Consider the following 14,943-nt stretch of genomic DNA (forward strand, 5'->3'; position numbering starts at 1 on the left):
CAAATGTTTGACTATTAATAAAATTGTTCATTATAGAAGCAATTAACGTGCCATAAGGCGGTAATGATTTATCTAGTTTTGCCCAAGCATTGTGACAATATACGCAAAAGGCGACGCTACATTCACCGGAATTAATTCGGAATGTCGATGCCTGCATCTCGCATCTTAGCCAATTTGTAGCGTAGCGTACGGGGACTGATACCGAGTTTGTCTGCCATGTCTTTACGACGACCGTTACATTCAACCAAGGTATCAAGGATGATCGCATACTCCTGATCGCGTAACTCACTTCCCAATCCTTCACCGCCAGACACCACACGGTTCACGCTTTCTGCCTGAGCGACGGGCTTAACGTCCGGCACCAATGGCTCTGCATTTTGCACCACACGTTGCAAGCTGTTGGCGTCTTGCCAATCCACACCTTCAAGCAAAATGTGTTCCCCATCAATGTCGCCATTTTCGCTCAGAATCAGTGCACGCTGAACGACGTTATCTAGCTCGCGAACGTTACCCGGCCAAGGATAATTAAGTAATTTATCGACCGCAGACGCAGAAATCTTCGGAACAGGCATCCCCATCTTGCCGCAATGACGTTCAGCAAGGTGTTTGGCTAGTGGCTCAATATCACCTTTACGCTCACACAGTGCTGGCCATGCAATTGGGAAAACATTAAGGCGGTAATATAGGTCTTCACGGAAGTTACCTTCCGACACGTACTGTTTAAGATCGCGGTTACTGGTCGCCAAGACTCGGACATCCAGTTTGATGCTCTTGCGGCTACCTAAACGCTCGACTTCACGCTCTTGCAGTACACGCAGCAATTTGGCCTGAAGGTTTAAGTCCATTTCGCTGATCTCATCCAGCAAAATTGTTCCACCCTGAGCTTGTTCGAATTTACCCGGACACGCTTGTACTGCCCCAGTAAAGGCGCCTTTTTCGTAGCCAAATAGCGTTGCTTCGAGCATATTGTCTGGAATGGCAGCGCAGTTGATCGCAACAAAAGGGCCATCTTTGCGGCTTGAAGCATTATGGATGTAACGCGACATGACTTCTTTACCTGAACCACTTGGCCCTAGGATCATAACGTTGGCATCGGTACGCGCCACCCTGTCGGCCAGAGCTAACAGTCGCAGGCTTTTTTCGTCAGCAACCACTGCATCACCACTGTCATCGCTTTTAACTGGCGCGTAGCGGCTGACCATATTAAGTAAAACCTCAGGCGCGAATGGTTTCGCCATATAGTCAATCGCGCCGTCTTTCATTGCGGAGACGGCATCTTCAATATTGGCGTACGCCGTCATCAATAAAACAGGCAAATTCGGCCAGTTTTGCTTGATGTTTTTTAGCAATGCCAAGCCACCCATTCCGGCCATTTGTACATCAGAGACGACGATGTCGACCGTGTTTGATTTCAGCTTGACCAGTGCCTGTTCCGCACAGTCTGCTTCCAGCCATTCATAGCCAGCCAGAGCGAGAGTATCCACTAGGGCCTCACGAAGACCTTCGTCATCTTCTACGATAAGAACTTTGCTTTGTGCCATTATGATTCTCCTTATTGGCAGAAGCCGCTTATTGCGCTTCTGCTTGCACTCGCTCTAGCGGAATGCACATAGTGAAGCAGGCTCCATCACCCTGCTCTGAGATAAGTTCCAATCGACCGTCATGGGCACGGCAAACCATTTGAACTACCGCAAGTCCTAACCCTGTTCCTTGAGAACGGGTGGTAAAAAATGGCTCTAAAATTTTGCTTTGTAGCTCTTTAGGGACTCCCGGTCCGTTATCCTGCACAGAAATACGCAGTTCACCGTTGACCGGGCGGAAGAAAATATCAATTTGCGACGCTTTACCAGACATCTGAATCGCGTTCATGACTAAGTTACTCAAGGCAGATGCAATAGCATTGGCATTTCCAAGTAGGCCTGTTTGCTCTTCCTCCACTTCAAGAAAGTAGTCAATGTTGTTGTTTTTTAAGGCAGTTTCAACCATTGGTTGATATTCCGCAACCAACTGAGCAATCGTAAATGGCTTAATGACTTTATTGTCGCCACCTTTGGCAAAGAGCAGCATATCGTTGACCTGCTTTTCCAAATCGTGCAGTCGATCCATCAATTTACTTTGAAATCGCTCTCTCGTATTTGCAGGAAGATTCGGCGCAGCCAAATTTGACGCATATAACATCGCGCTGGATAAGGGGGTTCTGACTTGATGAGCAAGAGACGCCACCATACGCCCTAAAGACGATAAGCGCTGCAAGTCACTGACTCGGGATTGCAATAAGCGCGTTTCGGTTAAGTCAGTAATAAGAATAAGCTGACCCGTTTCAGAAGCAGAAATCGCCAAACGAACTTTTCGGCCATTGCGCAGTGAGACCTCATGGCCATCATCTTCACGTGGGTCAAATACTGCCTGAATGACGTTGAACCACTTTTCGCTGACCAAGGGTATTTCAAGAATACGGTGTGCTTCGGGGTTCGCTTCGCGCACGACACCGAACGTATCGAGCAGGATGACTCCCGCAGGCATAACATCCAGGACCTGTTTATAACGCTCGACCTGGTTTTCAACTGAGTCCAGATGGGATTGGTTGGTGTTATCTTCCATTAACTGCCTGTCGAAATATCGCCACTAAATAGTAAGTTAGCTTAGTAAGCAATAAATGTACCATGACATTTTTACATATTTATCAGACAGTTATATTAGCGACAATAAGTTGACACCAAATTGACATAAGAATATGAGCGGTTTGGTTTTGGACCAAACAACTCATTGGGAGTGCAGAACTAGCGTTGCAAGTTGTACTTACGCATTTTCTCAACCAAAGTCGTGCGGCGCATTCCTAGCATATCGGCAGCTCGCGCTACAACACCACCTTGGGCTTCCAGCGCTTGACTGATCATGTTGATTTCTAAATCAGCTAACAGTTCTTTTAGGTTGACCCCTTCAGGAGGAAGCTCCTGCGGCGCATTTTCGTTGTTATCTATCTCATTGAGTTCATCAAAGCTGAAGTCTTCCGAGAAGATGTCTTGAAATACATCACGCTCTTGCTCTTCAATCGAGACAAAAGGATTACCTTCAGGCTGGAATTCCGGAATATCACTGTAACGATATTTCGTCGGCAAGTGATTCACATCGATCAGGCTGTTTGGATAAAGAATCACCATGCGCTCAATCAGGTTTGCTAACTCACGCACATTCCCCGGCCAGTCGTGTTCCATCAAAGAGTTAATGGCACGCGAAGTAAAGCAGATTGGCTGCCCGCCTTCTGCTTCCAGACGAGCCATCAATTCTTGTAGCAACAAAGGTATGTCACGCTTTCGTTCTTTCAGCGCAGGCATTTCAATAGGGAATACGTTGAGACGATAGAACAAGTCTTCACGGAAGGTGTCTTCTTCGATCATGCTCTCGAGGTTGCGATGCGTCGCAGCCACGATGCGAACGTTCACTTTAATCGTATTGTTGCCACCTACTCGCTCAAAACAACGCTCTTGAAGCACACGCAGTAACTTTACCTGCATTGGCATTGGCATATCACCAATTTCATCGAGGAATAAGGTTCCGCCATCAGCCAATTCAAATCGGCCTTTACGCGAGGTCAATGCCCCGGTAAACGCACCTTTTTCATGACCAAACAGTTCACTCTCTAAAAGCTCAGGAGGAATCGCACCACAGTTAATTGGTACAAATGGCCCACTAGAGAACGTAGAATGGTAATGGATATTACGCGCAACCACTTCTTTACCCGTACCCGACTCACCAAGGATTAAAACGTTAGCTTCGGTTTTGGCGACTTGCTCAATAAGATGACGAACTTCCTGAATGCCACGGCTCTGACCCACTAAACTGCGGAAAAGTGTATTTTTTCGTTCACTTGCGATCACGTTCACACCTTTTCGCCCCAGGAAGTCTTTGCAATGACGCAAGGCGTTACTAAGTTGCGGGTAATTTAAAGGCAGTTCTAACTCACCGACATAGCTTGGTAAGTCATCGACTGATAGCGATATGCGCCCCATGACGAGCAAGGGAATGTGATAGGCATCACTAAGATGAGCCATGACTGTTGTCGCTGCTGAACCTGAAGAAATATTGCCTAGAATACAACCAGACCAGAGCCCAGACCAATCAACATCACCTAGTTGATCAGAACTGACCGCTTCGCAACTTTCTCCAACAAATTCCAATATATTGCTTAAATTTAAACGACTTGAAACATCGTCATCAATTACAAGCAGTTTTGCCAAACCTTGCATAACTAAGAATGATTGCCTTTATTTTTGGATGTGTTGCGGCCAAACCTTGATTAGCTCAAATGCGTGTTCAGAAAAGCTGGAACGCCACACTCAATGCACGAGAGACATAGGGAAAATCAGCAACAAAAAAAGCCATTAGGGCTACTAATGGCGCTTATTTTATTTGAATATAAAAATAAGGCAACCAAGCAATCGAGAGCTCTAAGTGTGATTGTGACCTTGCTGCACAACTTGTTGCTTAGGCGTTCAATATACATCCAAATCAATGTGACAATTTGTTTTATTTATTAAATACCGACCTCTTCGGCCGTTAGGTTGTGGAACTCTGCCGGAATTTGATCCCACGCTGACTTTATCTCTCGAATAATATCGATAACATCATCAATAAGTTGCGGATCATTCTGGTGATTGGCCGCAGAAATCTGCGTAATCATAAATTCATAAAGTGAATCTAAGTTTGAAGCAATATCGCCACCGTCATCCATCGACAAACAGCTTCGCAGAGCGATGATAATGTCTAATGCCTTACCTAGACGTTCACCTTTCACTGGGATGTTACCAGCTTGCATCGCTGCTTTACCTTGAATAAGGCGCTCAACTGCTCCCGCCATTAGCATTTGAATGACTTTGTGCGGAGAAGCCGCGCTTAGCTGGCTATCGACTGATACCTTTTTGTATGCTTGCAAAGATCCGCGCATAGTAATCCTCTTTCTAAATAAACTTTTTGTACTGCTGAAGCGAGCGTTGGCCATAGCGCAATTTGTGCAGCTCTTTGCCAACCTTTGATGTTTCTAATTGCATCAGTTCAACAATACTTTGGGTACGAGCGAGCAAATCTTGCCACTCTATTTCTTGCTTAACCAATGGGTTTTTCTGAACCATTGGCAGCAAGTTTTGCAATAAGCTTTCTCTGATATCGACCAAACGAAGAATTTCTTCATCGTTAATATCGACTTTTTGCAGTTCTTGGCTAATACGTTGATCCAAGTGGTTAATTTCAATAAGTTCGCTTTGCATTGATTAACCCAGAGCACTCATTAATGCACCTAATTGTCCTTGCATCTTGCCCGTTGCATCTTGCATGGCAGAAAACTTTGCATGGGTACGTTTTTCCAAGCTCTCCATCCGGCGATCGAGGGCGATTTGATCATCATTTAAACGGTAATTCTGTTCTGTAAGGCTTTTTTCTCGGGTACGAATACTGCCAGTAATACCAGTTATACCGTGGATAGCATCTTCGATTCGTTTCGCGAAACCAGTGTTACCACCAAAGAACATTTCTAGCTCGTTGAAGTTGTTGTTCAACTGACGATCAAGCATGTCGTAGTTAATTTCGAGCGTCCCCTGTCGTGTCGTGGTGATACCAAACTCAGTAAGTGACTTGAGGTTTTCTGGCGCTTTTTCAATTTGGGAGGAGAAGACCGATTTAAGTCTGGTATCAGCGCTTCGTACTGTGCTGTCTCCGGATAAAGGGCCTTTTTGCCCGGTAAGTGGATCAACGCTCGATAGGGCCTGAGAGGTTTGATAAAACGAATTATAAGCCGCCACAAAGTTTTCTATATCGCTACGAACGCCCTGACGGTCATATTCAACGCCTATTTCGGCTGGTGTTTGATTAGGTTCAGACTTCCCTTTCAATGTGAGATCTACGCCCTCTATCGCATCCTCAATAACGTTGTTATGGCTCGAAAGTTTCGCGACGCCATCTAATAATACGACTGAGTCTTGTCCTGCCTGAACTTCAGTCATACCGCTATAACCTTCAAGCATTGACTGAGCATGCGCGATTTTTGCTTCGGCAGCGTCTATTTTTTCGAGTCGCTCACGCTCTTCAGGATCGAGCTTAGAGCGGTGGATTTGTTTCGCCTGATCTTCTGTCAATTCACCACGCTTTACTTTTTCATCAAGCTCCTGTTTTTCATCAGTAATTTTCTGCTCGATTTTCGCTTTTTCTTGATCAAGTAGCTGCTTTGCTTCTTTTGTGGTGACATAAGAGTCGGTCAGTGTGCCAGATGCGGCATTACTCCAACCCGGGACTTCAGGCGCTTTTTCAATCGCCTTTTCGTCCAGCTCCAATTCTGGCTCTTGGTAAGAATCAAGTAAGGTGCCTGAGGCGGTTTCAGTCCAGCCAGGAATACGATCTTCTGGACGCCAACTTGCTCGTTCTTGCGCTTTATCGAGCGCGTCTTGGCCCGATTTGGCTGCAGCAGCACCAGACGGAGAAACCGGCTCATTAGAAGCGCCGTTTTGCTTAGCCTCTGGTTTCCCTTCGGCAGATTGCATTTCCGGTGGTGGTTGTTGGGTCTGCAAAGGACCCAGCACTTCTTCAGCGGCTGCGCGTGCCTCTTCCAAAGCCCGAGCTCGCTGTTCAAGTGTTAGGTAAGCGAATTTTTTGAGGGGGTTACCTTGTTCGGCGTCCACTGTAACAGTAATTTGGTGGTCCTTGCCGGAGTGATTAGAGGCAAGAATAAGGCGTGGGCCTTCTGCATCGTTAATAAGCGAAGCACGTACGCCAATGTTGTCTTTTGCACCGTTGATGCTTCGCACAACATCTACGAGCTTAGATCTTGAACGAACATTGATGTTAAAGCTGTCGTCACCAAGCGAAATATGCAGCTTACCCGGACCAAGTTTTGCGTCTTGTGGTAAAACATCAGACGCAACTTTATGGCTTTGTGCAAGCTGCAACACATCGATAGCATACTTACCTGCTATAGCATCGGTAGTTGCAGTGGCAGATACGATTTTATCGTCCGTGGTCTCAACCGTCCGGGCAGCAAAAGCTTTTTCCTGACGGAAGTTCACCATGAGGTTTTTCATCGTATCCAGAGATTCTCTGAGTCGCCCATAGGCGCTGATGCTGGTATCTATCGTCGTGCGTTCATTGTTGATGCGTTGCTGCTTTGGTACACGCTCGGCATCGACAATTTTGCTGACCATGGAGTTAATATCCATGCCACCAGACATCCCCAACGGGCCTAAACTCATTAAATCACCTCTAAAAACGACTTACACTTTTTCAACTAACAAACCGCTGTTAGCTGTGTGCTCAGCTAGGCGACGCAAAACGACCAGCATGTCTTCATCAGGAATTTGACGAATCACGTCGCCCGTTTTGGCTTCGTAAATCGTTACCACGTCTCTGCCGGACTCTTCATCCACGCGAAACGCCACTCCCTTGTTTATGGATGTCACAAACTCATTCATTTGTGCGACCATTTTTTCACGTTCTTCTCTGTTCAAAACCTGACGGCCCTCTGCCATTTTGATAGCAGCTTGAACAGAGAAATCACTCTCGGTGTCTTTCACTTTTGACAGAGAAATATCACCGACTGAACTTGCTGGGTCCGGCACGCCTATGCCATAGCCATTTTTACTAGCAACTTTGATGCCATCCTCTGCACCGTAAGACTGGATGTTCGATGTGTAGGAGGCTATTTCCATGACAATCTCCCTTCCAACTTATGAGCTAACGATAGGGTCTATCGCTTGACTAAACCAGCCTAATTAGCCCAACAAGCTTAGCGCTGCAGATGGTGCCTGCTTCGCTTGTGCCAGGATCGAAGTACTCGCTTGCTGAAGGATTTGCGACTTAGTCATTGCCGTTGTTTCCTTCGCGTAGTCAGTATCTTTGATACGGCTCTTAGACGCATTAACGTTTTCATTAATGTTATCTAAGTTATTGATTGCATGGTTAAATCGGTTTTGGAAAGCACCAAGAGACGCACGCTGGCTATCCACTGACTTAAGTGCACCGTCGATAACAGCCACAGCTTCTTGGGAACCCGCTACCGAGGTAACGTCGATGTCTTGAACCGTGACGTCTTTGGCATCACCGAAACCAATCTCACCAGCCAGGTTGCCAGAAAACTCAACTTCGCTAGTCACTTTCTGAGATGAAGCAAAAACTTGCAGCTTACCGTCTTCGCCTACTGACGCTTTTACGTCATCGCTTTGACCGTTGATGTAAGTCGCTAATTGCTCAAGATCATCACCTTGTTTCGCGTTGATTGTCAGCTTTTGCTCTTCACCTTGCGCGTTGGTGTAATTCATTTTCAGCTGAGTTTTTTCACCGACAGCCCAAGATGCATCTTTGCCTTCTTCTGCGGCGTAGCTTTTACCACCCATAGCAGAAGTATCAGAACGCAGGCTGCTGATAGAAAGCATGACAGCTTCACCAGAGTCTGCGCCAATTTGGAAAGACTGAGTACCGTAAGTACCATTAAGAAGTTTGTTACCACCAAAAGATGTGGTTTCCGCAATACGGTTTAGTTCATCGTTTAGTGCCGTCACTTCTTCCTGAATCGCTACACGTTCTGCTTTTGAGTTAGAACCGTTCGCGGACTGAAGCGATAGGTCACGCATACGTTGCAGGATATTAGACGATTCATTCATTGCACCTTCAGCAACCTGTGCAACAGAAATACCGTCGTGGGCGTTTTTCACTGCCATGTCCAGACCACGGCTTTGTGCGTTCAAACGGTTTGAAATCTGTAGACCCGCAGCATCGTCTTTCGCGCTATTAATTTTATAACCCGAAGACAAGCGCTCCATTGATTTTTGTTGACCATCAGCGGCCTGATTCAGGTAACGCTGTGCGGTCATTGCAGAAACGTTAGTATTAACGTTAATCGCCATAGTTGATCTCCTTAAGGCTTTTGTGAATGTACCCTCGTGTCTCTCACCTCACTTAGGTACATCTCATTTCTCTCAATCCCTTTAACGGCGATCAAGACATATCCTTTAGGTGATTTTTCCATTTTTTTGCGCTTATTATCCACTACTTAGCGAAGTGTGACCGTCATCCAATGTGGCCTAATAGTCCATCAGCGTGCTTTCTATAGATAGAAAAAAACCCGGCCGAAGCCGGGTTTACTCGCTCATCTCTCACCACGAGCCAATGAGGTTCTCGTCTGGAGTTAATGTTGCTATAACGCTTAACCTAGCAGACTTAGCGCTGAGTTTGGCGCTTGTTTCGCTTGCGCAAGGATTGAGCTTGACGCTTGCGATAGAATTTGAGACTTGGTCATTTCTGTCGTTTCTTTAGCGAAGTCGGTATCTTTAATACGGCTCTTCGACGCATTCACGTTCTCATTAATGTTATCCAAGTTGTTGATCGCATGGCTGAAACGGTTTTGGAATGCACCTAACTCTGCGCGATGGCTATCTACGTATTTCAGAGCGGCATCAAGGATTGCTACTGATTCTTGCGCTCCGCCTACCGACGTTACATCAATAGAATCAACCGTTACTTTATTACCTTCATCCAGACCTAATTCACCAGATAGTCCGCCAGAGAATGACAGTTCACTATCCACTTTGTTGTTACCTGCAAAGACTTGCAATTTGCCATCTTCATTGACTGATGCTTTTACCAGATCAGTCTGACCGTTGATGTACGTTGCCAGCTCTTCAATATCATCGCCTGCTTTTGCACTAATCGAAATTTCTTGCTCTTGACCAAAGCTGTCTGTCAGGCTGATTTTCAGGTCTGATTTATCCGCAGATACGTTCCAGTCTTTACCTTTGCTATTTTCAGCTTGGTAACTCACGCCACCCATCATTTTGTTGTCAGAACGCATATCTTTCAGTTCAAGTATGACTGCTTCACCGTTGTCTGCGCCGATTTGGAACGATTTGGTGCCATATGTACCATTAAGAAGCTTGTTACCGCCAAAAGAGGTAGTTTCTGCGATACGATTAAGCTCGTCGTTCAGTGCAGTCACTTCTTCCTGAATCGCAACACGATCTGCTTTTGAGTTAGAACCGTTTGCAGATTGAAGTGACAGATCACGCATACGTTGCAGAATATTAGTTGTCTCGTTCATCGCACCTTCAGCAGTTTGTGCAACTGAGATACCATCATTCGCGTTACGAACAGCCACATCCAAGCCACGGCTTTGTACATTCAAACGGTTCGAGATTTGAAGACCAGCAGCATCATCTTTTGCGCTATTGATCTTAAAGCCTGAAGACAGACGCTCCATAGAAGTTTGTTGAGCTGAGTTTGCATTGTTTAGGTAACGCTGAGCGGTCATCGCTGATACGTTTGTGTTTACATTCACTGCCATGGTGATTTCTCCAATTGATTTTCCGGTGTAGCGGTTTCCGACGTCTCGGAAAACCAAGTAGTTCTCTCAAAGTTACTTTTATTAACGACGCACAATCTGATTTCTTTAGGGAAAATCTTCGATTTTTTTATAAAAAGTTCACTTTTAGGAGCGATCGTGACGAAATAGATAAAAAAGCAAAAAAACGCTAAATTTTCTCTAAAGCTTCTTTTTCACCTGTCGATACAGGCTGTTTTTCTGAATTTTAGGGAAGACGACATTAGCCAAGCAAAGACAAAACAAGATTTGGCGCTTGTTTCGCTTGAGCAAGGATAGAGGTGCTGACCTGTTGCAAGATCTGCTGTTTGACCATCTGTGTGGTTTCTTTGGCATAGTCCGTGTCTAAGATTCGACTATTGGAAGCCGCAAGATTCTCATGAATATTATCTAAGTTATTTATCGCATGGTTAAAGCGATTTTGATAAGCACCGAGCTCGGCACGATGACTATCGACATACTTCATCGCCGTATCCAGAACCGCCACCGCTTGCTGCGCCCCACCAACGCTGGTGATATCAACGTTATCGACCGCTTGATAACCTTTCAGTCCCAAATCTAACTCGTTTGCCAGATTACCTGAGAACGAAATCGTACCAGAGGTTTCTTTGCCAGCCATAAAGATCTGTAGTTGCCCCTTTTCATTCACTGAAGCAGAAACTCTGTCGGTTTGACCATTTATGTAGGTGGCTAAGGTTTCAATGTCATCGCCGGCGTTAGCGTGAATATGGATTTGTTCCGTTTCACCTAATCGGTTAGTAAAAGACATGTTAAGTGCATTTGCATCACTCTTAACTTTCCAATTGGTATCAGCTCTTCCTCGTGATATGTAACTGAACCCACCCATCTCTAAGCCATCCGAACGCATGGATTTCAGTTCAATTTGTACCGCTTCTCCTGACGCTGAACCAATCTGAAAGGCTGATTTACCAAAAGTGCCGTTAAGCAGCTTTCGTCCACCAAACGAGGTGGTTTCAGCGATACGGTTCAACTCGTCGTTCAATGCACTGACTTCTTCTTGCAGCGCAATACGCTCTGCGTTGCTGTTTGAACCATTCGCTGACTGCAAGGAAAGATCGCGCATACGCTGCATAATGTTGGTGACTTCATTCATTGCCCCTTCTGCGGTCTGCATGATAGAAACACCATCATTCGCATTTCGTACTGCGACATCCAAACCACGCATCTGCGCTTGTAAGCGATTAGAGATTTGCAGACCTGCGGCATCATCTTTTGCGCTGTTAATACGCTTCCCTGAAGACAAACGCTCCATGGATTGGCTCAGCATGTCGGTTGCGTTGGTTAAATGACGCTGCGCAACCAGAGCTGAAACATTGGTATTAACGGTGATAGCCACAAATATGTGTTCCAAAACAATGAAGTATTGAATATTTATCGGCCAGATATGTGGAAGGTTTAGCGTTTTGGGAAACAAGATAAGATAGGAAGCAAAAAAATAACAATGAAGAGACAAAAAACCCTCCAGTATGGAGGGTTTGGAAAAGCAGCAACTTAGGTTTATTTGATAGCCAGCTCCGCCAGCATTACCTGAGATGGAGCGAAAAAGTACGCGCCAGTAACGGCTTTAGTAAAGCGCAGAAGCTGGTCAGTCTTACCATCAGTGACACCGTACATGCTCTCCAGCATCACTTTGATGTTATGCAGTGTATGACAGTAGCAGATAAACAACAGCCCATGTGCACCAGTTACTGTACCGTATGGCAAGCTATGACGAACGATTTTAAGACCTTTACCTTCTTCTTTAATATCGACACGACCAACGTGAGATGCAGCTGGCACATCATCCAACTCAACAGAATCTGGCTTAGTACGGCCAATCACTTTCTCTTGCGCTTTTACGTTCAAACGGTTCCATGCAGGAAGGTTGTGTTCGAAACGCTGAGCCATCACGTAGCTCCCCCCCGCAAACGGGCCTTCTTTAATCAAGGCAACCTCAGCTCGAGCTTCGCCCTCAGGGTTCTCTGTGCCGTCGATAAAGTCTGTCATATCACGGGAATCTAGATAACGATAGCCATACGTTTCATCAACAACAGTGACATCTTCTGCTGTATCTGTCAGGAACTTACGCAATACGTAAAAATGTAAATCGTGACGCGTTGAGTGGCAGTGAATTAATACGTCAACATCGCTCGCTGGAGCAACGGTGTCTCCCTCGCCAAGCTGTGGGAAGTCAATTAACTCTTCAGGTGTATCAACGTTAAAGTGCTGCCAGAATGCTTTTGTGAATGCGATGGATAGTGTGAGATCAGCACCTGGCTGGCTGTTATTCAACTCTTCAACCAGCTTTGGAAGCGCTTTAAGTTTCGCCAACACGTTATCACGGTTTTGGTTTACTTTTAGTTGAGTGTACAGTGCAAATGGTCCTGCTTCTGGCACGATAGCCGTTTGAGCTTGTAACATTGAGGTTTCCTCTATACTTTGCCCCTGTGCGGGAAGTTATTGATTTTTTTAATTCTTTGAAGACTGTTCTTTATTATGCTCAAAATGTGGCACATTAAAACAGTCTTTCACCCACCTTCCATTCAGAAAGTAGATAATAAACCAAGTTAGTAAGGTGATGGTCAGCGCGTTTGCCCAGTTGAATACACCATGCTCTAGATACACATGATACAAAGTCTGAGCCAGTTGAATACCGCACAAGATCAAAGTCACCTCTCGCCCGTAGCTCATTATTTTATTTACCCATTTTCGATCAGGTTGGCGTAAACCCATCAACCACATCATCAAAAGACTGGGAATGCCCATCGATAAGCCTAAATATAATGTGCTCGAGTCTGGATAGACAATCGACAGCAGTTTACTTCCACTTTCCCGGCTTACACCTGCCATGGCAAATACCACCCAAGATCGGGCAAGAAACAGCCACCCTAGCCAAACAAAAATAGGCGCTTTTAAAAAACCATGAGCGTCATATTGATCAAATGCGTAGCGCACAATATCTTCTTCTTTAATAACTTACTGCGATCACTTTACCTGATCGCAGAGAAACTGCAACGCAAGTCCCTACCGCCGTTAATAACGCTTCCCCACCTCGTATAAAAAAGCGAAAGCTTGTTCAGAACTTGCGTTAGGCGGTTCATTTCATCCTGCTTGGCGAGTAGACTAGGCTTAACTAATTTCAAGATGCAGGCTCCTAGCGCCGAGTAAATAAAGACATGAAAAAGAAAAACACAGCAGTTCCCATCCCCTCTCAAGAAACTCAGAACGAAGCAATGAGCATTGCCAAGGCCACTCAGAAACCAGGGCAAACGAAGGAACAAACCAAACTGATTGCTCAAGGCATCGAGAAAGGTATCGCACTGTATAAAAAGCAACAAAAAGAACGAAGCCGACAAGCAGACAGAGCCAAAAAGAAACAGCAAAGAGAGAAGCAACGCCAGGTTGAAGAACAACCGCAACAAGAGCCTCAGACTACGGTAGAATCCACTACGTCGAAATCATCAGCGTTACCATGGGTACTCCTAGTTCTTAGCTGGATTGGCTTCGCAGCCACGATTTTCATGGGGAAATAATTTACATAGCTTCCCGCTAGGTGATTCATTCAGTCTCGTAAGCTATTTCTCACCTACCTGAAAAGAAAAAAAGCCAGCGATTGCTGGCTTAAGCACGAAATCCAAGGCTACTAGCGATATCACGCTCTCGCTCCAGAACCCATTGACTATCAAAAGGTCCCCAATCCGAAAGTTGGTAATAGCCATCATTGTGACGTCGACCATCTTGAACAAATATGAGCTCGATGCCGATACCCGGTAATGCCTTGAGTACATCTTGAATTGTACGTCGAGGCCAACCCGTTTGTTCGATTAATTTTGGTACATTTGGCCTTTCCAGGCTTTCGACCAACAAGGCCAAATATAACCGCCTTGCAAAAACAGGACTCAACTCCATTGACACCTCCTAAACTTGTGCTGAATCATTATTTCGTTTTTGCACAGCGAGATGTTGCGTTTGATCAATAACTCGACTTATCCACCCTTTTTTGGTGTCTTTTTACTCAAATTCCTACAATTTTATTCCCATTTTGACTCATTCTGTAAGTTATCAACGTTTATAACTCAGCAATTTGGATTGGTGAGAAGTTATCAATTATTCTCTATCGCATTTTGTCAGTTTGTTTTCTTCTTGGTAGGATGCGATAAACAGCCCAAAATAGCTTGAGCACCAGAGAATCACAGCCTCTGTGCATAAGAACAAAGTAAAAAGAAAAGGAAACATTATGACGATTACCATGTTCGGTATCCCAAACTGCGACACAATTAAAAAAGCCAAGAAATGGTTAGAAGCGGAAGATATCGCGTATGAGTTTCATGACTACCGTAAACAAGGCGTAGATGAGGCATTGGTGACAGAGTTTTGTGATGCTCTAGGCTGGGAAATCGTGCTCAACAAACGTGGTACCACTTACCGCCAATTGACTCAGGAACAGAAAGATTCTCTGAATGCAGAAAATGCTATCAAGCTGCTAGTCGAAAACCCAGCGATGATTAAACGCCCTATTCTAAAAGTGAATGATCAACTCCATATTGGCTTTAAAGCTGATCAATACACAACGATTTTTAACTCATAAT

The 14,943-nt window shown here is 45.2% G+C and carries 15 protein-coding genes; 2 read left to right on the top strand and 13 right to left on the bottom strand.

The features are described from left to right. Positions 1–131: 131 nt before the first annotated feature. The 12 genes from L3V31_RS05295 to L3V31_RS05350 form a co-directional block, all read right to left on the bottom strand. A complete protein-coding gene (locus tag L3V31_RS05295) occupies positions 132–1,541 on the bottom strand; it encodes a sigma-54 dependent transcriptional regulator (RefSeq protein WP_237315088.1) in 1,410 nt (469 codons plus the stop codon). A gap of 28 nt (positions 1,542–1,569) precedes the next feature. Then, positions 1,570–2,601: an ATP-binding protein gene (locus L3V31_RS05300; protein ID WP_237315089.1), complete on the bottom strand. Its 1,032-nt coding sequence runs from the start codon at positions 2,599–2,601 to the stop codon at positions 1,570–1,572. Positions 2,602–2,780: 179 nt separating this feature from the next. After that, complete coding sequence (locus L3V31_RS05305; RefSeq protein ID WP_237315090.1) at positions 2,781–4,247, bottom strand: sigma-54 dependent transcriptional regulator; 1,467 nt, start codon at positions 4,245–4,247, stop codon at positions 2,781–2,783. A gap of 287 nt (positions 4,248–4,534) precedes the next feature. Next, positions 4,535–4,945 carry a flagellar export chaperone FliS gene (gene fliS, locus L3V31_RS05310; RefSeq protein WP_237315091.1) on the bottom strand — a complete coding sequence of 137 codons (411 nt, stop codon included), beginning with the start codon at positions 4,943–4,945 and terminating at the stop codon, positions 4,535–4,537. Positions 4,946–4,958: 13 nt separating this feature from the next. Further along, positions 4,959–5,264 (bottom strand): flagellar protein FliT, encoded by a 306-nt coding sequence (locus L3V31_RS05315; RefSeq protein WP_237315092.1) that lies wholly within the window; start codon positions 5,262–5,264, stop codon positions 4,959–4,961. A 3-nt stretch (positions 5,265–5,267) separates the two neighbouring features. Next, positions 5,268–7,235: a flagellar filament capping protein FliD gene (fliD, locus tag L3V31_RS05320; RefSeq protein ID WP_237315093.1), complete on the bottom strand. Its 1,968-nt coding sequence runs from the start codon at positions 7,233–7,235 to the stop codon at positions 5,268–5,270. Between the two features lie 21 nt (positions 7,236–7,256). Continuing rightward, on the bottom strand, positions 7,257–7,691 hold the full coding sequence (flaG, locus tag L3V31_RS05325) for a flagellar protein FlaG (RefSeq protein WP_237315094.1): 435 nt from the start codon (positions 7,689–7,691) through the stop codon (positions 7,257–7,259). Between the two features lie 63 nt (positions 7,692–7,754). Next, the gene (locus tag L3V31_RS05330; RefSeq protein ID WP_237315095.1) at positions 7,755–8,885 is read right to left on the bottom strand and encodes a flagellin; all 1,131 of its coding nucleotides are present in this window, start codon (positions 8,883–8,885) and stop codon (positions 7,755–7,757) included. Positions 8,886–9,184: 299 nt separating this feature from the next. After that, positions 9,185–10,318: a flagellin gene (locus tag L3V31_RS05335; RefSeq protein WP_237315096.1), complete on the bottom strand. Its 1,134-nt coding sequence runs from the start codon at positions 10,316–10,318 to the stop codon at positions 9,185–9,187. Positions 10,319–10,577: 259 nt separating this feature from the next. Further along, complete coding sequence (locus L3V31_RS05340; RefSeq protein ID WP_237315097.1) at positions 10,578–11,711, bottom strand: flagellin; 1,134 nt, start codon at positions 11,709–11,711, stop codon at positions 10,578–10,580. A gap of 161 nt (positions 11,712–11,872) precedes the next feature. Beyond that, positions 11,873–12,775, bottom strand: a complete 903-nt coding sequence (locus tag L3V31_RS05345) for a Dyp-type peroxidase (RefSeq protein WP_237315098.1) — start codon at positions 12,773–12,775, stop codon at positions 11,873–11,875. A gap of 48 nt (positions 12,776–12,823) precedes the next feature. Beyond that, complete coding sequence (locus L3V31_RS05350) at positions 12,824–13,309, bottom strand: DUF2919 domain-containing protein (protein ID WP_237315099.1); 486 nt, start codon at positions 13,307–13,309, stop codon at positions 12,824–12,826. A gap of 221 nt (positions 13,310–13,530) precedes the next feature. Between L3V31_RS05350 and L3V31_RS05355 the strand changes: the two genes are divergently transcribed. Continuing rightward, positions 13,531–13,887 carry a DUF2956 domain-containing protein gene (locus tag L3V31_RS05355; protein WP_237315100.1) on the top strand — a complete coding sequence of 119 codons (357 nt, stop codon included), beginning with the start codon at positions 13,531–13,533 and terminating at the stop codon, positions 13,885–13,887. 88 nt (positions 13,888–13,975) lie between these two features. Here the strand turns inward: L3V31_RS05355 and L3V31_RS05360 are convergent, their stop codons facing one another. Continuing rightward, positions 13,976–14,263: a helix-turn-helix domain-containing protein gene (locus L3V31_RS05360; protein WP_014232685.1), complete on the bottom strand. Its 288-nt coding sequence runs from the start codon at positions 14,261–14,263 to the stop codon at positions 13,976–13,978. Positions 14,264–14,591: 328 nt separating this feature from the next. Here L3V31_RS05360 and L3V31_RS05365 point away from each other — a divergent pair, with 328 nt between their 5' ends. Beyond that, the gene (locus L3V31_RS05365) at positions 14,592–14,942 is read left to right on the top strand and encodes an ArsC family reductase (RefSeq protein WP_237315101.1); all 351 of its coding nucleotides are present in this window, start codon (positions 14,592–14,594) and stop codon (positions 14,940–14,942) included. Position 14,943: the final 1 nt, after the last annotated feature.

It is taken from the genome of Vibrio sp. J1-1 (genome assembly GCF_021728395.1).
Taxonomy (GTDB): Bacteria; Pseudomonadota; Gammaproteobacteria; order Enterobacterales; family Vibrionaceae; genus Vibrio.

Excerpts from the sequence above, each read along its gene's own strand:
- L3V31_RS05300 (WP_237315089.1), bottom strand. The coding sequence starts at position 2,601 with ATGGAAGATAACACCAACCAATCCCATCTGGACTCAGTTGAAAACCAG.
- fliD (WP_237315093.1), bottom strand. The coding sequence starts at position 7,235 with ATGAGTTTAGGCCCGTTGGGGATGTCTGGTGGCATGGATATTAACTCC.
- L3V31_RS05355 (WP_237315100.1), top strand. The coding sequence starts at position 13,531 with ATGAAAAAGAAAAACACAGCAGTTCCCATCCCCTCTCAAGAAACTCAG.
- L3V31_RS05295 (WP_237315088.1), bottom strand. The coding sequence starts at position 1,541 with ATGGCACAAAGCAAAGTTCTTATCGTAGAAGATGACGAAGGTCTTCGT.
- flaG (WP_237315094.1), bottom strand. The coding sequence starts at position 7,691 with ATGGAAATAGCCTCCTACACATCGAACATCCAGTCTTACGGTGCAGAG.
- L3V31_RS05365 (WP_237315101.1), top strand. The coding sequence starts at position 14,592 with ATGACGATTACCATGTTCGGTATCCCAAACTGCGACACAATTAAAAAA.
- L3V31_RS05345 (WP_237315098.1), bottom strand. The coding sequence starts at position 12,775 with ATGTTACAAGCTCAAACGGCTATCGTGCCAGAAGCAGGACCATTTGCA.
- fliS (WP_237315091.1), bottom strand. The coding sequence starts at position 4,945 with ATGCGCGGATCTTTGCAAGCATACAAAAAGGTATCAGTCGATAGCCAG.
- L3V31_RS05315 (WP_237315092.1), bottom strand. The coding sequence starts at position 5,264 with ATGCAAAGCGAACTTATTGAAATTAACCACTTGGATCAACGTATTAGC.
- L3V31_RS05305 (WP_237315090.1), bottom strand. The coding sequence starts at position 4,247 with ATGCAAGGTTTGGCAAAACTGCTTGTAATTGATGACGATGTTTCAAGT.
- L3V31_RS05360 (WP_014232685.1), bottom strand. The coding sequence starts at position 14,263 with ATGGAGTTGAGTCCTGTTTTTGCAAGGCGGTTATATTTGGCCTTGTTG.
- L3V31_RS05330 (WP_237315095.1), bottom strand. The coding sequence starts at position 8,885 with ATGGCGATTAACGTTAATACTAACGTTTCTGCAATGACCGCACAGCGT.
- L3V31_RS05335 (WP_237315096.1), bottom strand. The coding sequence starts at position 10,318 with ATGGCAGTGAATGTAAACACAAACGTATCAGCGATGACCGCTCAGCGT.